Here is a 25,336-nt window from a genome sequence, read left to right on the forward strand (position 1 = left end):
CTTTTACGTCCTCCTTCCATCAGTTATCCAGTTTCACACTTGGCAAACCATCTTCTTTGATAATTGCAATTGCTGCAACTGCAACTGTCAAAAGAATACCTTGTACAATATCCTTTACATAAATCGGATATCCTGCACTAATTACTCCATTCTGGATTACAATCATTAAAATTGCAGCCAGTACTGTTCCCGGTACATTATACTTTCCAATCTGAAGAAATGTAGCACTCAGCATAGTTGCAGCGATGGCCGGCAGCATCAATTCAGCTCCCATTGTCAAAGACACGCTGTTGTTATAAGAAGCTGCAATCATACCTGCAAAACCACAAAGCACACTACTAATCACAAAAGCACATACTCGCATTCCCGGAACTGATATCCCTACGTTATTGGCAGCAGTCGGATTTGAGCCTACTGCATATAAATGTCTGCCAAATCTTGTTTTTTCATAAACAACATGTATCACAATTGCTATTCCCAGAAAAACAATCACTGCTATTGGTAATATTCCACCAATCTTATACTGCATTAAATTAAAATTATCTGGCCATTCTTTAGAATATAATGTTGTTCCGTTATTAAGAAGTTGAGAACAACCATCCAGAATCGTCGCCATTGCTAACGTACACACAAATGTAGGAACACCCAATTTTACAGTAAAAAACGAAAGAAATAACCCAACAATCACAGATGCCACTATTCCTACAAAGAACGCAATCAAAAGATTATTTGATATCTGACTTGCCAGAAATTTTCCAAATACAGCACCTATCATCGTACATTGTGCTCCAATTGAAAAGCTCATTTCTCCTGCTGACATTAAAACCATATTTCCTAACGCTAATACACCTATGATACTGCTTGTAGCAAGAAGGTTCATCACATTGCCCAACATCAGAAATCTAGGTTGTATCAATTGAAATATAACAGCAATTATAATCAACGCAATCAACAGGAATACTCTGGATATTTGCTCTTTCACACCTGTTTTTTTCTTAATATATTTTTTATTCATCTATCCGTTTCCCCCTAACTGCTACGCTAAGAATATCCTGTTTCTGAAACTCCGTTCTTTTGAATCCCTGTATGATATTTCCATCTGCAAAAACATAAATTTTATCACATACATTTAGAAGTTCATCTATTTCAGATGATATAAACAACACACCAATCCGTTTTTCTTCATCCTCCCCATCGGTAAGTTGACGAACTTTTTGATATATTTCAAATTTGGCACCTACATCAATCCCATTTGTCGGTTCATCTAAAATCAGAAGTTTGATATTATCAATCGCAATGGAACGGCCAATAATAATTTTTTGAATATTACCTCCTGACAAGTTAGATATTGCTTGTGACGGACTATTATACTTTACATTGTTTTTCTCTAAAATTTCATCTGCAAATTCATGGCTTTTGGCTTTTTTTACGACTCCAACTCCCTTTCCCGCTAATCCTTTTTTCAAAAACAAATTACATATGTTATCTACAAGTGACAGTGCCTTAAACATACCATCGGCACGTTTTTCTGGAGTCATTATCATTCCTCGTTCAATCATATCCCTTGCATTTCCTTTGGATATATTCTCTCCGTTAAACAAATATGTCTTTTCTGCTTTTCGGAGTCCGTAAAGCATCTCTGCACATTCCGTTCGTCCAGAACCAACCAATCCGTAAAACCCTACAACCTCTCCCTGATGTATCTGAAATCCTAAATTATGTTCTTTCCCATCATAAATAGCTTTTTTTACATCAATAACGACTGGCAGCTTCGAAAAATCTTTTTCTAAAACCGACACACGTCCGTATTTTTTCCCTGTTCTAAGCATAGCTACAATAACCTGAACTTGTGTCAAATTTTCTACTTTATCTGTTAATGTATTACGGCCTTCTGTCAGAACCACTATTCGATCTGAAATCGCAAATAATTCTTCTATTTTATGCGAGATAAAAATGATAGCAATATTCATAGTCTGGCGTACATCTTTTATGAATTTTAAAAACGGTTCTACTTCTCCCTCTCCGAGAGAAGCTGTCGGCTCGTCAAGTATAAGAACTTTTGGTTTATTATAAAAAGCCCTCATTATTTCAATCAACTGCTGCTCTCCGGCACCCAGTTCCTCCGCCGGAACATCTAAAGGAATTTTAAGTTTCAATTTATCTCTAAGTTTCACTGCTTTTTCATACGCCTCTCGTTCACTAAGCAGACCTTTGCCAGGCTCGTTTCCAAGACAAATATTTTGAGCGCCAGTAAGCATTCCTACCAAATTTCGTTCTTGATAAACCATACTTATTCCAGCTTTCATAGACTCTGTCGTATTTCGGAAATTTACTTTTTTGCCTTCAAAATACATATCACCTTCATCGATAGAATAAACACCTGTCAGCATTTTGCAAAATGTACTTTTTCCGGCACCATTCTCCCCGATAATGGAAACGATTTCTTTATTATGAACCTCAAAATTCACATGATCCACTGCCGTAAATTTACCAAACTTTTTTGTTGCATTATCAAAACGAAGAATCGTCTCACTTCCCACTATCATCACCTGCCATTTCGCATCTATTTTCCTACTGTTTCTTCTATTGCATTATCAATTATTTTCATTTCTGCTTCTGTCAGTTCCCAAGATGTACTCTTACAATTCTCTAACGCTTCTTTAACATTTCTTACACCACATAACGAAGTTGTAACAAAGTCTTTCTGAGTATTCCAATTAAGCGAAACCTGTGCCACAGGAACATTTCTGTCTTCTGCAATCTTATCAAGTGTTTTAAGGAGTTCCATAACTTGAGAAAATTTAGGCTCCTTAAAATGTGGATACTGGTATAACTTTCTAATATCATCATCTGGAAGTTCAGGCAAAACTCTAATGGCTCCCGTCAAAAGTCCACTGGCCAAAGAACTATGCGTCATAACACCAATCCCATGCGCCTTTGCCCATTTCAAATTATCTTCCTCTTCACGTGCTATCATCGAATATCCTGACTGAATTGCAGAAATATCAATATACTTTCCCATTTCTTCCATTTCCTTGATTCCAAAATTCGAGATTCCCAAATGCCTTACTTTCCCTTGTTCTTTCCATTTGTTCACACATTCAGCAGTTTCTTCAAATGGAACATTCGCATCCGGAACATGAATCAAAAAGAAATCCACATAATCTGTATCCAGATTTTTTAGAGTTTCTTCAAAACATTTTGAAATCCACTCAGGAGAACAATCCGGATAATTGGGGCCGCTTCCTGATTCCGGATTTCTAAATCCACATTTTGTTGTAATCAAAACTTCATCTCGTCTTCCTTTAATTGCTTCACCAATCACTTTATCAGCTTCGCCCAGTCCATACACCCATGCACTATCAATATGGTTCACACCTTGCTCTAGCATGGCATGAATTGCTTTTATACAATCCTTACGTTCTACAGAACCATATCCGAGCCCTCCCATCGCCCACGTTCCAATTGTCATTGTAGACACTTCAATTCCTGTTTTTCCCATTTTTTTATAACGCATAGTACTTCCTCCTTTAATAAAATTTTCCTTTAAACGGATGTTAACATATGTCCATATAAGTTGTCAATCATTCTTTTTATTTGTATATTTTTTAACATTTATAATTCTATTGACAAACTATTTTATGCATTTTATAATATATCCAAAACAATTAATGATTCATTTGTAAACTTTTATTTAACATTTGTTCTTTCAATAAAGCTTGCATATGGATCACAAAAAAGGAGGAATTACTTATGAAAAAACGATTACTCAGCATTTTACTCACACTGGGGCTGATCACCTCAATGACCGCCTGCAGCAGCGCTTCAAAAAATTCTCAATCTAATACTGCAACTGCAGAAGCCCAATCCTTTGACGACTATGCCCGGCCACAAATTGTTTCAAATGAAGATGTAAGTATTATTTATCTTATTTCCAACCTTACAGATGAAAGCAACAAACGTTGTGAACAACAAGTTGCGATTGAAGCTGCACATCGCGGCTGGGATTATCAAGTGATTAATTATGAGAAGGAAGACAATTTTCGTGAATATTTTCAGAACGCAATCAATCAGCAACCCACGGCTATCATTATAGGAATCACTCAATCTTTTGATTCTTATCAAGATCTCGTAGCCCAGGCAAGAGATGCCGGAATCGGAATATATTCAAATGACAACAGTGTTATCGACGGTGTAATTTCTAACTCTACAATGGATAATGCACTGGCTGCCCGAGAACTTATGGATCAAGTTGTTGCTGATTATCCCGATGGTATTTCCTATGCCGTATTCGAACTTGCAATGTCCGAAGTAATGACACTACGCGCCGACGAAGCAAAAGCTTATTCTGAAACCAATGACAAGCTTACGCTGCTGGATTCTATGGATCTTGCTTCTACCGGAGATCTCAATACCTCCGGATACACAATTGCACAAACGTGGCTGCAGCAATATTCCGATGAATTGCAATTCATCTTCTGCTCCTCTGACACGCCTGCACTATCTGCTGCTGAGGCAGTCACGCAAGCCGGCGATACAACTGGTGAAAAGACATTTCTTGCCGGTGTAGACGGCGGCTCTTCTACATGGAGTTATATTAGAAATGGCTCACCATTAAAATATACATATTCGCAGCCTTTCGAATATTTTTCACATATGACATGTGAAGTAATCAATGACATTCAAGTAAAAGGATTAAATCCCGGCGATGAAGGCTGCGCCATCTCCACAGTGGGTGAATATATAATAGCCCCTGGAATCGTAACCTCTATTGATAACTGTCCTAATCCTGGCGATTCAATTCACTCAGTATTTGATTTTTATGGAGAAGATCCAGATGATAAAGAAGCCTGGTATAACTGGACTGATGGTCCTGGAATTTACGAAGTAACAGAATAATATTTTTCTTATTTATAACGGCATAACCCTAAAAAGCGATAGATGTCACGTCCGCTAGACATGATATCTATCGCTTTTTTAACAACACACTTATTCTTTTGCTAAGTTGGAAAGACAATCTTAATCCTTGGCAGACACCTAAATTTTTCCTGTCAGTGTTTTCTTGCCCTTATTGTCTAAAACACTTGTTCTTACGAGCAGAATAATGGATAGCTTCTCATCGGCATCCGCAATCTTTTCTCCAACCTCGGCGGAATGTTCTTTATCTTTTTCCAGTTTGCACTGCATGCAGGATCGTTTTTTCCGCATCACCGCTACATTCACCTTGTTCAAGGCTTTTAATGTCCGCTTCCTATATTTATTTTTAAAACTTTTTTCTTGACACCTCCTGTCTTCTGCACTACAATGAGTAGGTAGAAATTAAATCATATTATTTCGGTAGGTGAGGTTACCACAGGGATTTGGTTGATTCCTTAAGATTGCTGCCGCGAGATTGTGGAGACACAACGAGTTGGTTAGCAGGCTATGTCGTGAAGGCATAACCTAATGCAATTATTATGCCCTGTGATACTAAAGCTTGAACGGTATAAGTAAGATTGAAGTAGAAGACTTTGCATAGTTCAGGCGATGCATGGTCTTTTTTCTTTACGTTTACATAAGGAGGTGAGGTTATGGATTCTGGCGCCAGTTATCACTCGTGCAGCTTATTTACAACATATATAGAAACAAGAGGTATATATTATGGACAAAGATATTTTTGTAAAGCTTCTCCAGCAGCGTCAGTTCAAAGCTGTGAGAAGTATTTTGGACGTCATGAACGAAGTCGACATAGCCTCCCTTCTTTCCGATTTGGACGACAAAGAACTCGCACTTGCTTTTCGCCTGATTCCAAAGGACAAAGCAGCAGAAGTTTTTTCTAACATGGACGGCACCATGCAGACTTATCTGGTGGAAATGTTCACAGAAAAAGAGTTAAAAGAACTGCTGGATGATCTGTACATGGATGACACCGTTGATATGCTGGAAGAGCTTCCTGCAAATCTGGTAAGCCGGATTCTTGACACAGTAAGCCCGTCTGACAGGCTTATGATCAACGAGCTTTTAAATTATCCAGATGACAGTGCCGGAAGCATTATGACTACGGAATACGTAGATATACGCAAATCTATGACGGTAGCGCAGGCGATGGCGCACATCAAAGAAACGGGTATCCACAAAGAAACCATCTATACTTGTTATGTCACCGAACGCAGACAGCTTATCGGTACCGTATCGGCAAAAGAACTGATGACAGAGGATGACAACACACTGATAGCAGAACTGATGGAAACTGAAATTATTTCCGTTCACACACATACGGATCAAGAAGAGGTCGCACAACTGTTAAGAAAATATGATCTGCTCGCCCTGCCTGTGCTCGACGCGGAAAATTATATGGTAGGAATTGTCACATTTGACGACGCAATGGATGTCATGGTAGAAGAGACAACGGAAGACATTACGAAAATGGCAGCGATGAGTCCCAGTGAAAAGCCGTATTTTGCAACTTCTGTATTTGCACATGCGCGGCACCGCATTCCCTGGCTTCTCGTCCTGATGTTTTCCGCCACCGTGACAGGTACCATCATCACCCGTTATGAAAATGCTTTCAATGCAATTCCTCTGCTTGTCTCCTTTATTCCAATGCTGATGGACACAGGAGGAAATTGCGGTTCTCAAAGCTCGACTTTGGTTATACGCGGAATCGCACTGGATGAGATTCACTTTAAAGACTTATTTAGAGTAATGTTTAAAGAATTCCGTATCTCTGTAATCGTAGGACTCGTCCTTGCCCTCGCCAACGGAGTAAGAATTTTTATCATGTATCAGGATGCAACACTGGCATTCGTAATTGCATGTTCGCTTGCAGCTACCATTGTAGTTGCCAAGCTCATCGGATGCCTTCTTCCCTTGTGCGCCAAACAGATCCATTTGGATCCTGCAATTATGGCTTCTCCGCTTATCACCACACTGGTAGATACATTTTCTATTTTGATTTATTTTAATATTGCAACTGTGTTCTTTCATTTATAAAATCACGAATCCTCGTATAAACGCATACTTCACATAATATAAGCTAATACACACCTTTTCAAACGTAGGAAATATAAATAAACCGCGAAAGTTGTAAATTATTTTACCATGAGGAAATCATAAAATAAGAGTGGGAGGCTTTAAAATTGGAATTTTATGAAGCAGTAGAAAAAAGAAGAATAGTAAGAGAATTTTTGGATAAAGAAGTTGATTTTGAAGTTATTAAAAAAATTTTAGAAGCTGGTAATAAAGCCCCGACATGGAACCATAATCGTAATTGGAGTTTTATTATTTTAAAAACAGATGAAGAAAAAGAATATGCTTTTGAGTATGCCAAAAAAATAGCTGATAAATTTGACGCTGATAAATATTTGAATATTCCAAGACCTTATCCAGTTACACTTGCTCAGAAAATGTATGCATATGCAATGCCAAGACAATTTACAATGTTAAAAAATGCTCCCTATGTAATAATTCCTGTGTTTAAATCAAAAGACTTAAACGGCGAGTATGTATCTAAATTAAATCCATTTTCCACGATTTGGTGTGTCATAGAAAACATATTTTTAGCGGTGGCCGCTGAAGGGCTGGCATGCTCTATGAGGATACCTTTAAATGAAGAACATGATATTGTGAAAGAAAAATTAAAGGTACCGAGAACATATATGATACCTGCGTTTATTGGAATTGGTTATGCTAACCCAAACGAAAAAGAATTAGAGCAGCATTACCCTGAAATCGAGAAACAATTACACTTTGGCAGGTGGAAGTGAAAAATACTGTAATTATAGGGGAAATCGGTATAAGCCGATTTCCCCTGCGCTTCTATTTTGTCTACTGTTATTCAATCACTTTAATCCAACCTTCTGGCGCCTCGATATGTCCCATCTGAATTCCAGTCAATGTGTCATACAGCTTCTGAATTGTCGGCCCCATCTTCTCCATACCACTTGGGAAGCAAATTTCTTTTCCATGGTCAACGACCTTGCCTACCGGAGAGATAACTGCTGCAGTTCCACACAGGCCGCACTCTGCGAATTCTTTCACTTCTTCTAAATAGACATCTCTTTCTTCTACCTCTAGTCCCAGATAATGCTCTGCCACATACAGAAGGGAACGCCTTGTAATAGAAGGAAGAATTGTATCAGAATGAGGAGTTACAACCTTATTGTCTTTTGTAATAAAGATAAAGTTTGCACCGCCAGTCTCTTCTACTTTCGTCCTTGTCGCAGAATCCAGATACATATTCTCATCAAATCCATTCGCATGCGCCGTCACGATTGCATGCAGACTCATTGCATAGTTCAGCCCTGCCTTAATGTGTCCCGTTCCATGCGGCGCGGCGCGGTCAAAATCAGACACACAGATTGTCAGCGGCTTTACGCCTCCTTTGAAATATGGCCCGACTGGGGTTGTAAAAATACGGAACTGATACTCATCTGCCGGCTTTACCCCGATAACCGGATTGATTCCAAACATATACGGCCGGATGTACAGTGTCGCTCCGGAGCCATATGGCGGCACATAAGCCGCATTTGCCTTTACTACCTGCACGACTGCGTCCACAAAACGTTCCGCCGGAAATGGAGGCATTTCTAAGCGTTTTGCAGAATTGACCAGACGTTCTGCATTCAAGTCCGGACGGAATGCCACAATATGTCCATCCTCTGTTGTATACGCCTTCAACCCTTCAAATATCGTCTGTGCGTACTGCAAAACTCCTGCACATTCGTTCATTACAATATTGGCATCTGTTATCAGCGCTCCATCATCCCATTTACCGTCTTTAAAATTTGCAACATACCGTTTATCAGTAGGCATATAACTAAATCCCAGGTTTTCCCAGTCAATCTTTTTTTTCTCCATATAGACTCCTCCATTCCTCTGCACCATGCAGACCTTTCTCCAGCCGTCCGGCTCTTTCGTCTGCTCATTGTTTTCGCCTAGATTATAATACTTCCGGCAAAAAAAATCAAGAGCGCACTCTGTTTTTATCTCTCCATCATACTGATAGATTCAATACCTACGCTTCCACCCCGTACCACTTCAATACTTTTGAATTCTTCTTTCATCAATTTGACAACTGCGTCATTTTTTGTCGCTGTCTGTACAAATTCTACAAGCAGACTGTCTTTTCCATAGTCGATCACCTTTGCCTTGAATGTCTCCGCAATCTGGAATATTTCAATTTTATCCTGGGGAGTACATTTCAGTACTTTGATATAAAGAATTTCTTTCATTCTTACAAAAATATCTGTAAAGTCAATGACTTTGATTACTTCTATCATTCGGTTTAACTGCTTTTTTATCTGCTCAAATGTCTCATCGTCACTGACTGTAGCGATCGTCATTCTAGATACTGTGGGATCCTCTGTCGTACCGACCGTCAGGCTGTCCAAATTATAGGATTTTCCGGAAAACAGTCCGGAAATTTTGGAAAGTACGCCCACCTGATTTTCTACATACAGAGAAATCCATCTTTTTTTCATTCCATCCATCTTTTTTCCTCCTAACAGTCCATAATCATGTCCTTAAGCGTTCCACCCGGCTGAATCATCGGATACACCATTTCCTCCGGATCGATAATAAATTCAATCAAGGTCGGCAGCTTTGTGTTCTTTTTCGCTTCCTCAAACGCCGCTTTGATTTCTTCTTTCTTTGTCACTCGTATTCCCTTTGCCCCGTAGCTTTCTGCCAGTTTTACAAAATCCGGCGTATACGCTGGCATCTCCTGCCCTTCTGTCCTTCTAAAAAGTGCTCCGGAACGTAAATTTGTCATGCCGTAGCGTTTGCCGTAGAAGAGCTTCTGCCACTGCCGTACCATTCCCAAATATTCGTTGTTAAACACGCAGAGAATCAGAGGCAGCTCTTCCAGTACAGCAGTCGCAAACTCCTGGATATTCATCTGCATCCCCCCATCTCCGGAAATCGCAATAACCGGTGTCTTTGGATTTCCAATCTGGGCGCCGATAGCGCCGGGAAAACCGTACCCCATTGTCCCAAGTCCTCCGGACATGATGATCTGTTTTTTCTTCGTAATCTCTACATACTGGCTGGCAAACATCTGATGTTGCCCTACATCCGTTACAATAATCGCTTCTTTAAACTGCCGGTTTATTTCTTCAATAATATCCTGCGGCCCCATCACCGCACGTTTTTTCATTTTCAGCGGATGCTCTTCCTTCCAGGAGGCAATCTGTTTCAGCCATGCTTCTCTTTTGCACCCTTCTACATATTCCTTCATTTTCAAAACCGCTTCCTTCGCATCTGCCACAATTGGAACATCCACATGAATATTTCTGGATATGGACGCTGTATCAATATCGATATGCACAATCTGCGCCTTCGGAGCAAACGCATGCAGCTTCCCCGTAATTCGGTCATTAAAGCGTGCGCCGATAGAGAAGAGAAGATCACACTCATTCACTGCCATGTTCGCCGCATAAGCGCCATGCATCCCTAAGTTTCCTACAAAAAGCGGATGATTTGTAGGAATGGCGCCTCGGCCCATAATCGTCGTGACAACCGGAACCTCTGTCTTCTCCACTACTTCTCTGAAGCTCTCATTTGCATGGGCGATATTCACACCGCCACCTGCCAAAAACAACGGGCGTTTTGCCTTATGCAGCATTTTAATAGCACGTTTCAGCTGTCCGACATGCACATTCGTATTTGGCTTATATCCACGGATGTTTACCTCCGCCGGATACTCCGCACTGCCTGCTTCTCCCATTACGTCCTTCGGCAAATCGATCAGTACCGGCCCCGGACGTCCTGTGCGCGCAATGTAAAATGCTTCCTTTATAATTCTTCCTAAATCTTCCCTATTGCGCACCGTCACGCCATACTTTGTGATACTCCTCGTAATTCCTACGATATCAACTTCCTGGAAGGCGTCGTTTCCAATCAGATGCTTTGCTACTTGTCCGGTAAAACAAACCAACGGCACACTGTCATAGTTCGCCGTTGCAAGTCCGGTCACCAAATTCGTCGCCCCCGGTCCGCTTGTCACCAGGCAGACACCGACTTTTCCTGTCGTCCGCGCATAGGCATCTGCTTCATGGACTAATGCCTGTTCATGCCGCGGCAGAATCACCCGAATATCCTTCTGCTTATACAGTTCATCACTGATGTCAATCGTACAGGCGCCAGGATACCCAAATATTGTATCTACGCCTTCTTCCTTCAATGCTTTCACCAATAATTTGTTTCCTGTTATCTGTCTCATATTTCCCTCCTAACTGAAAAAAACACCCTAAGCTTACAGCTTAGGGCGAATCCATCATCCGTGTTACCACCTAAATTCAGAGAAATCTCTGCACTCTGCCAGTACGGGAATATCTTCCGATACTGTTTCCCTGTAACGTGGGAATAACGTTGAAGTCTACTTGGGAATCCTCCCGTTCAATCCACTGCTCAAAGGCTACTTCCATAATCCTTTCACGAAGATTTCCACCGCCCATCTTCTCTCTTTGCTTCCGGAGATTATGTACTCCTCCTTATCTCTGCATTTTTCTAAACCTTTTCTGTGATAAGATATTTTCATTATAATTTGTATCTTTTCCTTTGTCAACGCTCACTTCTTGATACATTTTAGCAGACTCCTTGATGTATCTTATCCTCTCCTTGCATTTCTGGCAATTCCAAGAACCGAATACACCAGAAATGCCGTCAGATTTACAAGGACTACGCTGGCTCCTGCCGGCGCCGCACAAAAGTAAGACAGTATAAGCCCGATGACAAGACAAATTACAGAAAGAACGCCTGCACTTATAATCACGCTCTTAAAGGTCTTGCATAACCGCATAGAAGTAAGTGCCGGAAATATAATCAGGCTCGATACAAGAAGTGCTCCCATCATCCGCATACCAAGTACAATCGTAACCGCTGTCAGAACCGCTATCATTGTATTATACAGATTCGCGCGCACTCCCGTAGCAAGTGCAAAGGTTTCATCAAAGGTTACTGCGAATATTTTCTGATAGAAAAATACATACAAAACCAATACTGCAACACACAAAATCAGACTCAGTTTTACATCCTGGGCGCTCATGGCGAGGATACTTCCAAACATATAATTGTAGACATCTGTGTTCATCCCTGTCGTCATAGAAATCACCATCACGCCGACAGCAAGCGCCCCTGTGGAAATCATGGCAGTCGCCGCGTCCCCTTTGATTCTGGTGTTGGAACGGATACGAAGCAGCAATATCGCAGCCAATACTACAATGGGAATTGCTACAGAAAGAGGCGCTGCATTTACCGCTGTCGCCACCGCCAGAGCTCCGAATCCTACATGAGATAACCCGTCTCCTATCATAGAATACCGTTTTAAGACAAGGCTGACTCCCAAAAGGGCAGAACACAGCGCTACCAGAGAGCCGACAAGAAATGCCCGCACCATAAACGGATATGAAAGCATCTGTGCTACCGTCTCAAACATAAGCTTCACCTCCCAGGAATGTCTTTCCTGCTCGGCTTTTCTGGTACGCCGCGGCAGTCCCGAAAAACTGTGTGTCTTCGCTTAAATGCAAAACATGGCTCGCATACTCTACAGCACTCTCTACATCATGCGAAACCATCACAACTGCGATCTTTTGTTCTCTGTTGATTTTACATAACAACTGATAAAATTCACCTGTCACGATCGGATCCAGTCCCGTCACCGGTTCGTCTAGCAAAAGCAGCTTTTTTGTCGCGCACAGAGCACGTGCAAGCAGTACCCTTTGTTTCTGTCCTCCTGACAAATCTCGGAAGCACTGGCGGGATAATGCATGAATTCCAAGCATTTCCATCTTTTCATATACTGTACGTCTGTCCTGTGCTGTATAAAAGGGACGAAGTCCCCGACTATTCAGCCTCCCGGACAGCACCACTTCATAAACACTCGCCGGAAAATCTTTCTGCACTTCTGTCTGCTGTGGAAGATACCCAATTTCTGTCTGCCGCAGCCCGTCTCCAAAAACAATCCGCCCTTTTTCCACTGCTTTCAGCCCCAAAATACTTTTTACCAGTGTACTTTTTCCGGAACCATTTTCTCCCACAATGCACAGATAATCCCCGTTAGCTATCTGAAAATTCAAATCCTTTATTACTGTCTGCCCCTCGTAGCCGACGGACACATTTTCACACTTTATCAGCGCCATCTGATTTTCTGCCTCCTTTAGTTCAAAGCCTCTTTCAGCGTCTCTACGTTTTTTTCCATCATGCTGTAATAGGTTTCTCCATTTTCAAAATCTTCTGCCGAAATATTATGGCAGCTGTAGAACGTCTCTACCCTTGTGTCTGTCGCCTCTGCAATTGCATTGGAAATATCTGCATTGCTCAATTCCATTTTCAGTATAACAGGAATCCTTTCTTCCTTTACCTTATCAATCAAAAATGCCATCGTCGCAGCACTTGGCTCTGTGTCCGAAGCACAGCCCGGAAATGCCGCGTAATAAGAAAGTCCATATTCCTCCGCAAAATATCGAAATGGAAACCTGTCCCCAAACAACAGAAGCTTTCGTTTGGACGTCTGTACTACCTGTTGAAACTGTGCATCCAGCTCCCAGAGTTTTTCTTCATAGTCAGATGCATTCTCTTCATAGACAGACGCATTTCTCTCATCTACTTTGACAAGCAGCTCCTTGACAGCCTCTACAATTTGAATGGCATTACGCGGCGACGTCCAGACATGCTCGTCTATCTCATGGACGGAATGGGTCTTTGTTCCTTCTGACTGTATATTTTCTTTTTCCTCCTCGTGGGAATGCTTATGTTCTTCTTTCATTCCCTCCACATGCTCTTCTTCATATGTGTCCACACAGTCTGTCAGCTTTAATGTCTCTCTGTTTTCATCCGGCATGGAGGCAAGAATTTCTTCCACCCATTCATCGTTTTCGCCGCCCACATAGATAAAAATATCACTGTTCTGTACGGCAATAATATCCTGCGGAGTCGGCTCATAAGAATGGGTCTCTTCTCCTGGCTTCATCAGCATCTTAAGCTCTACTTTCTCTCCCGCAATCTCACGTACAAAATCATACTGTGGAAAGATAGTCGTCACGACACTTATCTTCTCCTCTCCCTTTGTTTCTTCTTTTTCCTTTGCTCCGGTATTATCCGCCTGCCATGTACAGCCCTGGCAGAGAATCCCTGCTGCCATGCACCCCAAAAGAAGAAGGGAAGAAAGACGAGCTCCCTTCCTGTTAACTTTGCTGTTCATATTTTGTAAACCTGAATTCCAGATCAAAACAGGTCTGTTCCTCACCTTCCTCTGTCATTTTCCATTCTTTCTTCTCATCTAAATTGGGAAAGAATGTATCCGCTTCAAATTCCTGTTCTATCCTTGTAACATAAACAGCACTGCAAAGCGGAAGTAGCATGCGGTAAACACTCTCTCCTCCAATGACAAATATTTCTTCTTCCTTATATTTTCTTAGTTCTTCTTTTAATTCTTCCTCTGAATGCACAATGACCGCGTCTTTCACCGCGTAGTCCTTATTTTTCGTCAATACAATATTTGTCCTGTTTTTCAACGGCCTGCCGTTTGGGAAGCTCTCCAGCGTCTTTCTCCCCATCACGACCACCTTTCCTGTCGTTTTTTCCCGAAAAAATTTCATATCAGAAGGAATACTTACAAGAAGCCTGTTTTTTTTCCCGATTCCCCAGTTTTTATCTGCTGCTACAATCGCCTGCATCTTTTTCTCCTCTCCTTACTGTCTTCTGTTCTCTGCACTGCTTAAGTATGGCTTTTCCTACACTGCAACCGGTATATTCTTGATCTGCGGGTGAGTCTGGTAATCGTCCAACCGCACATCTTCACAGGTAAACGCATAGAAATCTTTAATTTCTGGATTCAGCCAGAACTTCGGCGCCGGAAGTGGTTCTCTGGCAATCAGTTCTTCGATCATCGGAATATGCCTGTCATAAATATGTGCATCTGCAATCACATGTACAAACTCTCCTACTTTCATGTCGCATACCTGCGCCAGCATATGAAGCAATACGGCATACTGGCATACATTCCAATTATTTGCCGTCAGCACGTCCTGGGAGCGCTGATTCAAGATCCCGTTCAGCGTCAGCCTGTCACTGTCTTTTTCTTTTGTCACATTAAATGTCATACTGTAAGCGCACGGATACAGGTTCATCTCATGCAAATCCTGATGTACATAGAGGTTTGTCATAATACGGCGGCTATATGGATGATTCTTTAAGTCATAAATGACCCGATCTACCTGATCCATCATTCCTTCCTTATACCTATGCTTTACTCCCATCTGATAGCCATATGCTTTACCGATAGATCCGGTCTCATCCGCCCAGCTATCCCAGATATGGCTGTTGAGCTCATGGATATTGTTCGATTTTTTCTGCCATATCCATAGAAGCTCATCCGTACAGCTTTTTATACCCGTCCTTCGAAGCGTAAGCGCGGGAAATTCTTTTGCGAGATCATACCGGTTTACCACTCCGAATTTCTTTATCGTGTATGCCGGAGTACCGTCCTCCCATACCGGTCTTACCTTCTCCCCCTCCGTACTAGTTCCGTTGTCTATGATGTCTCTGCACATCTGAATAAATAGTTTGTCAGCGTAACTCATTTTTCTCCTCCTGTCCTGCCTGGATACTTTTTATAGTTCTGTTTATGGTTCTGCAATATTATATAACATTTTTTCCAGTCCCCGTGTCAAAGCAGCAATTTCCTTTTTTGTCATACCTCTTGTCAGGTTCTTATCCATCTTCTTTCTGTCCGCTTCCATTCTCCTCTGGATGTCATATGCCTTCTCTGTAAGATAAATATTTTTCTTTCTTTTGTCCGCCGTATTGGGAACACATAGAATGAACCCTTTTTCATCCAGCCTTTTCAGTATCCCTGTCACAGTAGGATTTTTCAGGCTCAAATGCCTCTCTACGTCTCTCTGGTTTACTTCATCCTTGCTTGTGTGAAACAGATAATCCAGGACTGCACACTGAGAAGAGGTAATACCGATTGTACGCAGTCTCTCATTTAAATCCTTCTCAAACACATTATTAATCTGTTTTACCATAAATCCAATTGGCTGGTTTCTTCTCTCCATCTGGCGCTCCTTTCTGCCTGAAAGCATCCTGGAAAAGGGCGTTTTATTGTCTCTGACATGCTCTACAGATATGCCCGGATAACACTGCTTACTTCGTAAATGTCATCCAGATCTTCCAATTCTTTTAAAGCATTCTTCATATAACCCTCTTTCACTTTATCTGTTACGATGACCAGTTCTGCCTGGCTCTCCTCTACATATTTTTGTACGACCCGCACGATACTGACCTTATGGTTTCCAAAAATCTGTGCGATGCATGCAAGCACGCCCGGCTGGTTTTTCACCTGCATGCGCAGGAAAAATTTGTTTTTCACCTCTTTAAATTTTTTGATCGGTGTATCTTTATAACAGGTACAGCTGATTCTTCCTGTACAGCCATACTGTATATCCCGCGCCACATCAATGACATCGCCGACAACCGCGCTTGCTGTGGGAAACTCTCCTGCACCTCTTCCATAAAACATAGCGTCATCCACCGCATCTCCATGCACAAATACTGCGTTAAATGAATCCCGAACAGAGGCAAGCGGATGTTCCTTTTTTAATATCATCGGATACACCCCTACTTCGATTCCCTCTTCTGTATCATGCGCTACTCCCAACAGCTTAATCACACAGTCCAAGTCCTTTGCATAGGCAACGTCCTTTTCTGTAATTTCTGTGATTCCTTCCGTATGCACATCTTCAAATACCACCCGCGTGTGAAATGCGATAGACGCCATAATCGCCACTTTTCTTCCGGCGTCCAATCCTTCTATATCTGCCGTCGGATCTGCCTCCGCATATCCCAGCTCCTTTGCTTTTACAAGTGCACTCTCAAAGCTTACATTTTCTTCGAACATTTTCGTCAAAATGTAATTGGTTGTCCCATTTACAATCCCTACCACATCTGTAAGCTCATTCGCCGCAAGGCATTGCTTTAATGGGCGGATAATCGGGATTCCGCCTGCCACTGATGCCTCGAACAGGAAATCTGCTCCACTTTCTTCCGCAGCGTTTAACAGCTCTCTTCCCTGCTGTGCGATCAGATCCTTATTCGCTGTAACCACATGCTTTCCTGCACGCAGCGCTTCTAAGATCATTGTCTTAGCCGGCTCTATACCTCCAATCACTTCAATAACAATCTCAATCTCTTCGTCCTCTATAATCTCCTGCCAGTTGTCTGTCAGAAGAGAAGAATCAATCCCCTCTCTTTTTTTGTCCAGATTGTGCACCATAATTTTGACAATTTCAAGCTGTGTCCCGATTATCTGCTCCATCTCGTCTTTTCTTCTCTGTATCAGCTTATATACTCCTCCGCCGACGGTTCCCAAGCCAAGAAGCGCGGCTTTTATCTTTTTTCGTTCCATATCCTTAAAGTCCTTTCCCAAGTGTTCATTGGCACATATTATAGCATAAAAAATACATTCCCGAAAGCCCTCCTGCTTTTCGTAAATTTTTTTCAAAAAGTTGTTGACATTCTAAAATCCATATAGTATAGTATTTATTGTTCCGGTTGGCGGAAAACAAATGCGACAGTGGCTCAGTTGGTAGAGTACGACCTTGCCAAGGTCGGGGTCGCGGGTTCGAACCCCGTCTGTCGCTCTCATAAAAAACTGCTGATTAAAAAATCAGCGGTTTTTTATTTTATATAATAGGAAATTTCGATAAATTTCCTATTATATAAAAAGCTCTGGCTTTCCCGCATCTTTCCTTTACAGGAGGTCAGTATAACTGACATCTGCGGTGAAAGCCAGATTCTATTTCTTTTCCCTTTTTTCTGCTTCGTTTACGCTTCTTCCTTCGTTCTTTCCAGCCCCAGTTCTTCTAGCTGCTTTTCATCTACAACACTCGGAGCTTCTGTCATCAGACAGGAGGCGTCTTTCACCTTCGGGAACGCGATCACATCACGGATACTGTCTTCCTTCGCCATCAACATGACAAGGCGATCCAGTCCGTATGCGAGTCCTGCGTGCGGCGGAACACCGTATTTGAAGGCATCTAAGAGGAAGCCAAACTGGCTGTGCGCCTGCTCCTTTGTAAAGCCCAGCACTTCAAACATTTTTTCCTGCACATTGTCCTGGAAAATACGGACACTTCCCCCGCCGATTTCATTTCCGTTGAGTACAATGTCATATGCCTTCGCGCGCACTTTTCCAGGTTCCTTATCAAGCAAGTCTAAATCCTCTTCCATCGGCATAGTAAACGGGTGATGCATTGCTGTGTAGCGGTTTTGCTCCTCACTCCACTCCAGAAGCGGAAATTCGGTAATCCAAAGGAATTTATATTCGTTCTTGTCAAGCAGCTCCAACTGCTTTGCCAGTTCCAGACGCAGAGCGCCTAAGCTGTCCCATACTACTTTATTCTTGTCTGCTGCGAACAAGAGCAGATCTCCCGGCTCCCCGTTCATCGCCTGTATAAGACCGTTCATCTCTGCTTCACTTAAAAATTTAGCAAAAGAAGACTTGACAGAGCCATCCTCCTGAATAGCTGCATAGGCGAGTCCCTTTGCGCCGTAATCTTTCACAAAGGACGTCAGCTTATCGATTTTCTTCCGCGGCATTGCCCCCTGTCCTTTTGCATTGATTCCCCGCACGCTTCCTCCGTTTTCAATGGCTCCTGTGAACACGCCGAATCCGCATTCTCTTACTACTTCGGTTACATCTGTCAGCTCCATTCCAAACCGAATATCCGGCTTGTCAGAGCCAAACCGATCCATTGCCTCCTGCCAGGTCATCCGCGGAATCGGAAGTGGGACATCCACATTTAATGTTTCTTTGAATAACTTCGCAAGCATACGTTCATTTACATCAATGACCTCCTCTACATCTACAAACGACAGCTCCATGTCAATCTGTGTAAACTCTGGTTGTCTGTCTGCACGTAAATCCTCATCCCGGAAGCATTTTGCTATCTGGAAATAACGGTCATAACCGGAACACATCAAAAGCTGCTTATAGAGCTGCGGTGACTGCGGCAGCCCATAAAAGCTGCCTGGATGAATCCGGCTCGGAACCAGATAATCCCGCGCCCCTTCCGGTGTACTTTTTCCGAGCATAGGCGTCTCAATCTCCAAAAATCCCTCTTCAGAAAGGAACTGGCGCACCAGGGTCGCCACCTTGCTCCTAAGCATCAGGTTTCTCTGCAAATCTGGTCTTCTTAAATCCAGATACCTGTATTTTAAGCGTACCTCTTCTCTCGTCTTTGCATTCTCTTCAATCGGAAACGGCGGCGTCTCCGATTCTGACAAAATCCTAAGTTGTGAAGGAACCACCTCGATCTCCCCTGTTGAGAGATTCTCATTTACCGCGCCGGAACGTCTTTCTACTGTTCCGACAACCGCCACAACATACTCTGCCTTTAGGCTTGCTGCCTTCTCAAGCAATGCCTTATCCGTCCTTCCCTCTTCAAATACAACCTGTATAATCCCAGAACGATCTCTGACATCTACAAAGACCAGTCCTCCTTTATTTCTATTCTTCTGTACCCATCCCATGATGGTGACTGTCTCCTGTACGTTTGCCGCGGAAAGCTCTCCGCAGCGGTGACTTCTTTTCAGCCCCTGCATTGATTCTGCCATAATTTTCTTTTCCTTTCTGTACTCTTTTCCTATATTTACTGTCCAAAGCTCATCTGCATCTAGTCGAAATTGGAATCTGCGTATACCTCTGTGATGTCTGTATATCCCTGCTCTTTTAACTGTTCTTTCTGGAACTTTTTATTTTTCTTCTGCTTCATAAGCATCACTTGTTTTCCATCTTCACGCTCTTTTTTCGCCATTTCCAGTACTTTTAGCACAGATTCCTTCGGAAGGCTTTTCTCCAGCAGGAATGCTTTCTTCTCTCTTTTAGAAGGCACCTCGTATCCTCGTTCTGACAGGAGCATAACAATCCGTTCAAATCCGATAGAAAATCCAACTGCAGGTGTATCCTGTCCTGTAAATTTACCTATCATCTTATCATAGCGGCCCCCTCCTCCTACAGAACCACCGAACTCATCCATCGCAATCTCAAAAATCGTTCCTGTATAGTAGGACATACCACGCACCAGCGTGGGATCAAAACGAATGGTAAACTCTGCCTCTTTGGCATGCTCCACACTTGTGATAATCATTTCCAGTGAATCCGCCGCTTCATCCTCAAGAAAGCCCTGTAATTTTTCTTTACACCAGCGCACGCCTTCCACATCATTTTTAATCTCTTTAAACAGCTGTAAATACTTCTCCACTGATTCCTTTGCATACCCACATTCCTCTAGCTCTGACGCCACGCCGTCCAATCCAATCTTGTCCATTTTGTCCAGAATAATAAAGACCTTCTCATAATCCTTCTCTTGAAATCCGCTGTATGCCGCCATTGCCTTTAAGAATCTCCGATCGTTAATACGAATGGTAAAATTCTTAAAATCCAGCTTTCCAAGCAGGCAGGTCGTAGCCAGAATCAGTTCGATCTCTGCTAAGTTTGACGGCTCTCCTAAAATATCAATATCACACTGCATAAACTGGCGGAACCTTCCTCTCTGCGGTCGGTCTGCTCTCCATACATTTCCCATCTGCAGCGCTTTAAAGGGTGCAGGCAGATCGTTTGCGTGATTTGCATAATATCTGGAAAGCGGCACCGTCAAATCATACCGAAGACCACCGTCCGTCAAGTCCCCTTCCTCTTTCGCCTCATCTATCTTGAGTTTTTCTCCGCGTTTTAAAATTTTAAAAATAAGCTTTTCATTATCTCCCCCCTGCTTGCTAAGCAGATTTTCCAGATGTTCCACACAGGGTGTCTCAATAGAGGAAAATCCGAACGATTTATATGTCTCCTTGATAAGCCCGATTACATAGTCTCTGATTTCCATCTCTGCAGGCATCCTGTCGCTCATGCCTGTGACTGGTTTCTTTTTTAATGCCATAGCCATTCTCCTTTTCGTTCTATCATTTCATCAATGCGTTCTATATATTCTGTAATGCTTTTCACATTTTCGATACGGATAAGATTGGTTTCTTTGCCGTTTTTCAGTTTCTTTTTTCGGGGCAGTACAAGCTTTGTAGAGGCGCCTGCTCCCGCCGCGAGAATCGTCTGCTTTTCTTCCATAATAAGTATATTGTATATTCCGGCTTTGTCAACCTTTGCATACCCTACATTTTCAAAATTGCCCGCAATATTTTTCTGGCGGTACAAATAATACGGCTCCATGCCCATCTCTCCGGCTGCTCTTGCCGACTCCTCCACCATGCTTTCTATTTCCTGTCCATTCTTTTGTTTTCTTTTTTCCTGTCCAAACTTTGCAGCTCTCTTGATAGCAAGGGCATGTACTGTCAGACTGTCCGGCGAAAGCTCTTTTATCTGCTCCAGTGTATCTTTCATATCTGCCTGCGTTTCTCCTGGAAGACCTGCGATCAAATCCATATTGATGTTATGAAATCCGATCGCGCGCGCCATGTAAAAGCTTTTTTTTATCTCCTCCACCGTATGTCTTCTTCCGACTAGATTCAGTGTTTTCTGCTGCATAGTCTGCGGATTGACCGAAATACGGGTAACCGGATATTGATAGATCGTCTTTAATTTTTCTTCTGTTATACTGTCCGGACGCCCTGCCTCCACTGTATATTCCATCAGATATTTCTCGGAAAAACAACGCTGGATTGTAGATAACAGCCTGTCGAGCTGCAAGGCAGACAAGGTCGTAGGCGTGCCGCCGCCGATATAGACGGTATTTAATCTTTTCGTTCCTGCCATCTTCCCAATCGCCTGTATCTCTTTACACAGGGCATCTACATAGTCGTCTGTACGCTCCTGCCAGAGAGAAATCGGGGAAGAACTAAAGGAACAGTACGAGCAGATACTTGGACAAAATGGGATTCCCACATATAAACTAAATCCGTCCTCATAGTCCAGCTTTTTCAGAAGTGCTTTCTCTCTTCTGGCAATTTTCGCACCGAGACTTGCTTTTTGTTCGCTGATACAATAGGTTTCTGTCAGATATTTTACTATCTCTTCTTCTGAAAGCCCTTTCTCCATTGCCTGCATTGCCAGTTTGGTCGGACGCACGCCTGTAAGCATCCCCCATGCCAGATTCCTTCCTGTCATTTCAGACAAACGAAGGTAAAAATTACGAGTCACACTCCTTTTTCTCTCCTGTATATCCGTTCCGTTTATTTCCTCTTTTCGGATGCAAAAAGAAGAGCCTCCATCCACATTTAGTTTCACAAGAGGCTCTTGTTTCTCATCTACCTTCTGCACAATCTCTTCTTCTGGAAAAAATGCCTTTGCCAGATGATACACATTATACGTATACTTGTTTTCTTTACTGCTTATCTCTATCATATAATTCCTCTGACACCGTTTATTATCCCAAAAACGGATTGTATTGCTTTTCATGTCCGATCGTCGTATCTCTCATATGTCCTGGAAATACAACTGTATCCTCCGGCAGTCCCAATAGTTTTTCCTTCACAGAACGCATAAGCTCGCCGGCGCTTCCGGTTGGAAGATCGGTTCTCCCAACAGATTCATAAAACAGGGTATCACCGCTGAACAGCACCTTTTCCTCTGGCAGATAATAGCAGCATCCTCCGGCAGTATGCCCCGGCGTATACAAAACGCGCAAATTTATCCCCGCAACATTTAACTCCTCCCCATCCTTTACATACTGCGCCTTTGTGTAGGTATAGGCACTTCCATAGGCGGTGGAGGCATTGAAATCGGCATTTTCCAACAGCTCTTTTTCCTTCTCATGTGCATAGACTGGGACTGAAAAATGCTTCAAAAACCAGTCAATTCCCATAATATGGTCAAAATGCCCATGCGTCAGAAGCAGCGCCTTCATCTTGAGCCCTTCCTCAGCGATATATTCCAAAAGTCTCTCTGACGCTCCTGCCATATCGACCACAAATGCCTCTTTTGTCACAGAATGACTCACAACATAGCAATTTGTCCCTACCATTCCTATCACAAAATTTTTTACCTGTATCTTTTCCATTCTCCTACCCCGCTGTTCGCTCAATATCCATTACACCATCCAATTGTCTTAGCTTCTCTGTAACGCGGTTCATCTCTTCGCGTCCATGTACGGTAAAGCCCATATCCAGTGTTGCCGTTCCTTTTTTGCTGGTACGGATATTCATAGACTTTACATCGATCTTTGCCTCTGTAAAAATCCGTGAAATGTCCATAAGCAGCCCCTGCCGATCAGCCGCATACATCTTCAGCTCGGCGAGATACTGCCCGCCGCTTTCCTCTGCGGCATTCTCTTCCCATTCAGCGTCAATCAGGCGCTCCCTCTCTGTATCCGTCAAATGCAGCATGTTGATGCAGTCTGTCCGGTGAATAGACATCCCACGCCCCCTGGTAACAAAGCCGACAATCTCATCCCCTGGCACTGGATTGCAGCATTTAGAGAAGCGCACTGCCATATCGTCAATCCCTTTGACGACAATCCCACTTTTAGACTTCGCAATATGCACCTTCTGGTGATTTGCCTCCGATATTTTTTCCAGAATCGTCTCATCTGTAATTTCTTTTTTGTGGTCTTTTTCATATTCCTCTAAAAGACGGTTCACAACCTGTCCTTCCTTTAGACCTCCATGCCCGATCGCCGCCAGAACAGAATCCCAGTCCTTAAAGCCGTACTTTTTCTGGACAATCTGCTGGTATTTTGGCTTGATGATGTCAGAGCTTACGAGCCCCTTCGCCTTGCAGTAAGAAACAAGCAGCTCTTTTCCCCTGATAATATTTTCTTCCTTGAATTCCCTCTTAAACCATTGGTTAATTTTATTCTTTGCCTGGGTACTCTTGACAATATTCAGCCAGTCCCGACTCGGCCCTTTGGAATTCTGTGAAGTCAGAATCTCAATCCGATCCCCGTTTTGTATTTTATAATCTATATTTACCAGCTTGCCGTTGACGCGCGCTCCCACCATCTTGTTTCCGACGGCGCTGTGAATCGAATAGGCAAAATCAACCGGCGTGGAGCCGTTTGGAAGATTCTTCACATCTCCATTGGGCGTAAAGCAATAGACATCCTCTGCAAACAAATCCAGATCGCCCTTCAAAAGACTTAAAAACTCTCGATTATCGGACATGTCCCTCTGCCATTCCAGTATCTGGCGCAGCCAGCTTAATTTTTCCTCCTCCTGCGCCTTCATACTCTTTGTCGCATCTCCGCCTTCTTTATATTTCCAGTGCGCGGCGATACCGTACTCAGCAGTCTTATGCATCTCTTCTGTACGGATCTGAATCTCAAAAGGCTGTCCGGAAGGTCCCATCAGCGTCGTATGAAGCGACTGATACATATTTGCCTTCGGCATAGCGATATAATCTTTAAAACGCCCCGGTATCGGCGTATACATTTCATGGATCACACCGAGCGCCGCATAGCAGTCTTTGACAGAATCTACAATGATACGCACCGCAAACAGATCATATACCTGATCCAGTGTTTTGTTCTGGTTTACCATTTTCTTATAAATACTGAAAAAATGCTTTACCCTGCCGTATACCTTTGCTTTGATGTGCGCATTTTTCATATGCTTGGACACTTCCGCGACAATCTGCTGGACAAATTCTTCGCGCTCTGTCTTGCGTTCATTCAGCTCTTTTACCAAATTGTAATATACTTCGGGCTGCGAATATTTTAAAGACAAATCATCCAATTCCGTCTTAATCTTCGAAATACCGAGACGCTGCGCGATCGGCGCATAAATATCCATCGTCTCTCTTGCTTTTTCTTTCTGCTTCTGCGGCGTCATAAACTCCAATGTGCGCATATTGTGCAGACGGTCTGCCAGCTTAATGATGATGACACGAATATCCTTCGCCATAGCCAGAAACATTTTGCGCAGGTTTTCTGCCTGCACCTCCAGTTTATCTTTTGCGTAGGACAACTGGCCCAGCTTTGTCACTCCGTCCACAAGAAGTGCTACCTCTTCTCCGAATTCTCTGGTCACATCTTCCAGTGTCATCTCCGTATCTTCTACCGCATCGTGCAGCATTCCCGCTACGATCGTTTCTTTATCCATCTCCAGCTCTGCAAGAATAATTCCTACCCACAGTGGATGAATAATATAGGGTTCTCCTGATTTGCGTGCCTGTCCTTTATGTGCCGCCTTTCCAGCCTGGTATGCCTTTTCTATCATAGTAATGTCTGCCGAAGGGTGGTATTTACGCACCCTTGAGACTAACGCCTGATATAACTGTTCAGGGTCTTGATAATCTTCAGGTGCTTTCACTGCGTGTCCGTCTACCATCTCCAGATTTCTGTTCAACAGCTCGTACTCCAGCGTGCCTGCCATATCAATTCCCCCTTTCTCTGGTAATCCTTTTGTAAAC

At 42.8% G+C, this 25,336-nt stretch carries 22 protein-coding genes, 1 tRNA gene, 1 riboswitch and 1 other annotated feature; of the genes, 4 read left to right on the plus strand and 19 right to left on the minus strand.

Going from position 1 to position 25,336, the window contains the following annotated elements; genetic code table 11:
* Positions 1-19 precede the first annotated feature (19 nt).
* The 3 genes from ACZ5C4_RS12275 to ACZ5C4_RS12285 are packed head-to-tail and all read right to left on the minus strand — an operon-like array spanning position 20 to position 3,517.
* Positions 20-1,015, minus strand: a complete 996-nt coding sequence (locus ACZ5C4_RS12275) for an ABC transporter permease (RefSeq protein WP_464521246.1) — start codon at positions 1,013-1,015, stop codon at positions 20-22.
* Positions 1,008-2,546, minus strand: a complete 1,539-nt coding sequence (locus ACZ5C4_RS12280) for a sugar ABC transporter ATP-binding protein (RefSeq protein ID WP_464522347.1) — start codon at positions 2,544-2,546, stop codon at positions 1,008-1,010. Before ACZ5C4_RS12280 ends, ACZ5C4_RS12275 begins: the two co-directional genes overlap by 8 nt.
* Positions 2,547-2,563: 17 nt before the next feature.
* A complete protein-coding gene (locus ACZ5C4_RS12285; protein WP_464521247.1) occupies positions 2,564-3,517 on the minus strand; it encodes an aldo/keto reductase in 954 nt (317 codons plus the stop codon).
* Between the two features lie 236 nt (positions 3,518-3,753).
* On the opposite strand from ACZ5C4_RS12285, the gene ACZ5C4_RS12290 reads away from it, so the two are divergent.
* Entirely contained in the window at positions 3,754-4,899 is a 1,146-nt protein-coding gene (locus ACZ5C4_RS12290) for a sugar ABC transporter substrate-binding protein (RefSeq protein WP_464521248.1), read from the plus strand.
* Between the two features lie 138 nt (positions 4,900-5,037).
* Here the strand turns inward: ACZ5C4_RS12290 and ACZ5C4_RS12295 are convergent, their stop codons facing one another.
* Complete coding sequence (locus ACZ5C4_RS12295; protein WP_464521249.1) at positions 5,038-5,208, minus strand: hypothetical protein; 171 nt, start codon at positions 5,206-5,208, stop codon at positions 5,038-5,040.
* Positions 5,209-5,326: 118 nt separating this feature from the next.
* Positions 5,327-5,496, plus strand: a riboswitch (M-box (ykoK) riboswitch).
* A 144-nt stretch (positions 5,497-5,640) separates the two neighbouring features.
* On the opposite strand from ACZ5C4_RS12295, the gene mgtE reads away from it, so the two are divergent.
* Together mgtE and ACZ5C4_RS12305 are read left to right on the plus strand one after the other, a co-directional pair.
* A complete protein-coding gene (gene mgtE / locus ACZ5C4_RS12300; protein ID WP_464521250.1) occupies positions 5,641-6,972 on the plus strand; it encodes a magnesium transporter in 1,332 nt (443 codons plus the stop codon).
* A 146-nt stretch (positions 6,973-7,118) separates the two neighbouring features.
* Entirely contained in the window at positions 7,119-7,745 is a 627-nt protein-coding gene (locus ACZ5C4_RS12305; RefSeq protein ID WP_464521251.1) for a nitroreductase family protein, read from the plus strand.
* Between the two features lie 67 nt (positions 7,746-7,812).
* On the opposite strand, the gene ACZ5C4_RS12310 is transcribed toward ACZ5C4_RS12305, so the two are convergent.
* The 10 genes from ACZ5C4_RS12310 to ACZ5C4_RS12355 form a co-directional block, all read right to left on the minus strand.
* On the minus strand, positions 7,813-8,838 hold the full coding sequence (locus tag ACZ5C4_RS12310) for a branched-chain amino acid aminotransferase (RefSeq protein WP_464521252.1): 1,026 nt from the start codon (positions 8,836-8,838) through the stop codon (positions 7,813-7,815).
* 125 nt (positions 8,839-8,963) lie between these two features.
* Positions 8,964-9,470 (minus strand): acetolactate synthase small subunit, encoded by a 507-nt coding sequence (gene ilvN / locus ACZ5C4_RS12315; RefSeq protein WP_186874049.1) that lies wholly within the window; start codon positions 9,468-9,470, stop codon positions 8,964-8,966.
* An 11-nt stretch (positions 9,471-9,481) separates the two neighbouring features.
* Positions 9,482-11,200, minus strand: coding sequence for a biosynthetic-type acetolactate synthase large subunit (gene ilvB, locus ACZ5C4_RS12320; protein ID WP_464521253.1), 1,719 nt, complete (start codon positions 11,198-11,200; stop codon positions 9,482-9,484).
* 38 nt (positions 11,201-11,238) lie between these two features.
* Positions 11,239-11,487, minus strand: a binding site (T-box leader).
* Positions 11,488-11,587: 100 nt separating this feature from the next.
* On the minus strand, positions 11,588-12,415 hold the full coding sequence (locus ACZ5C4_RS12325) for a metal ABC transporter permease (protein WP_464521254.1): 828 nt from the start codon (positions 12,413-12,415) through the stop codon (positions 11,588-11,590).
* Positions 12,408-13,118: a metal ABC transporter ATP-binding protein gene (locus tag ACZ5C4_RS12330; RefSeq protein ID WP_464521255.1), complete on the minus strand. Its 711-nt coding sequence runs from the start codon at positions 13,116-13,118 to the stop codon at positions 12,408-12,410. The genes ACZ5C4_RS12325 and ACZ5C4_RS12330 overlap by 8 nt, the downstream gene beginning before the upstream one ends.
* A gap of 17 nt (positions 13,119-13,135) precedes the next feature.
* A complete protein-coding gene (locus tag ACZ5C4_RS12335) occupies positions 13,136-14,179 on the minus strand; it encodes a metal ABC transporter substrate-binding protein (protein WP_464521256.1) in 1,044 nt (347 codons plus the stop codon).
* On the minus strand, positions 14,163-14,654 hold the full coding sequence (locus ACZ5C4_RS12340; protein ID WP_464521257.1) for a dihydrofolate reductase: 492 nt from the start codon (positions 14,652-14,654) through the stop codon (positions 14,163-14,165). Before ACZ5C4_RS12340 ends, ACZ5C4_RS12335 begins: the two co-directional genes overlap by 17 nt.
* Before the next feature lie 57 nt (positions 14,655-14,711).
* Positions 14,712-15,560 carry a thymidylate synthase gene (gene thyA / locus ACZ5C4_RS12345; RefSeq protein WP_464521258.1) on the minus strand — a complete coding sequence of 283 codons (849 nt, stop codon included), beginning with the start codon at positions 15,558-15,560 and terminating at the stop codon, positions 14,712-14,714.
* A 42-nt stretch (positions 15,561-15,602) separates the two neighbouring features.
* On the minus strand, positions 15,603-16,037 hold the full coding sequence (locus ACZ5C4_RS12350) for a MarR family winged helix-turn-helix transcriptional regulator (RefSeq protein ID WP_464521259.1): 435 nt from the start codon (positions 16,035-16,037) through the stop codon (positions 15,603-15,605).
* 62 nt (positions 16,038-16,099) lie between these two features.
* Positions 16,100-17,386 carry a homoserine dehydrogenase gene (locus ACZ5C4_RS12355; RefSeq protein WP_464521260.1) on the minus strand — a complete coding sequence of 429 codons (1,287 nt, stop codon included), beginning with the start codon at positions 17,384-17,386 and terminating at the stop codon, positions 16,100-16,102.
* 162 nt (positions 17,387-17,548) lie between these two features.
* Here ACZ5C4_RS12355 and ACZ5C4_RS12360 point away from each other — a divergent pair.
* Positions 17,549-17,621: transfer RNA gene (locus tag ACZ5C4_RS12360), tRNA-Gly, on the plus strand.
* A 184-nt stretch (positions 17,622-17,805) separates the two neighbouring features.
* Here ACZ5C4_RS12360 and aspS read toward each other — a convergent pair.
* Genes aspS through ACZ5C4_RS12385 form a run of 5 tightly spaced genes read right to left on the minus strand, consistent with a single transcriptional unit; the run spans position 17,806 to position 25,299 of the window.
* Complete coding sequence (gene aspS, locus ACZ5C4_RS12365) at positions 17,806-19,596, minus strand: aspartate--tRNA ligase (RefSeq protein ID WP_464521261.1); 1,791 nt, start codon at positions 19,594-19,596, stop codon at positions 17,806-17,808.
* A 59-nt stretch (positions 19,597-19,655) separates the two neighbouring features.
* Positions 19,656-20,918, minus strand: a complete 1,263-nt coding sequence (gene hisS, locus ACZ5C4_RS12370; protein ID WP_464521262.1) for a histidine--tRNA ligase — start codon at positions 20,916-20,918, stop codon at positions 19,656-19,658.
* Positions 20,909-22,333 (minus strand): coproporphyrinogen dehydrogenase HemZ, encoded by a 1,425-nt coding sequence (gene hemZ / locus ACZ5C4_RS12375; RefSeq protein WP_464521263.1) that lies wholly within the window; start codon positions 22,331-22,333, stop codon positions 20,909-20,911. The genes hisS and hemZ overlap by 10 nt, the downstream gene beginning before the upstream one ends.
* A gap of 22 nt (positions 22,334-22,355) precedes the next feature.
* Entirely contained in the window at positions 22,356-22,979 is a 624-nt protein-coding gene (locus tag ACZ5C4_RS12380; RefSeq protein WP_464522348.1) for an MBL fold metallo-hydrolase, read from the minus strand.
* Positions 22,980-22,992: 13 nt separating this feature from the next.
* Positions 22,993-25,299, minus strand: a complete 2,307-nt coding sequence (locus ACZ5C4_RS12385; protein ID WP_464521264.1) for a RelA/SpoT family protein — start codon at positions 25,297-25,299, stop codon at positions 22,993-22,995.
* Positions 25,300-25,336: the final 37 nt, after the last annotated feature.

The sequence above is a fragment of the Mediterraneibacter flintii genome (assembly GCF_055387595.1).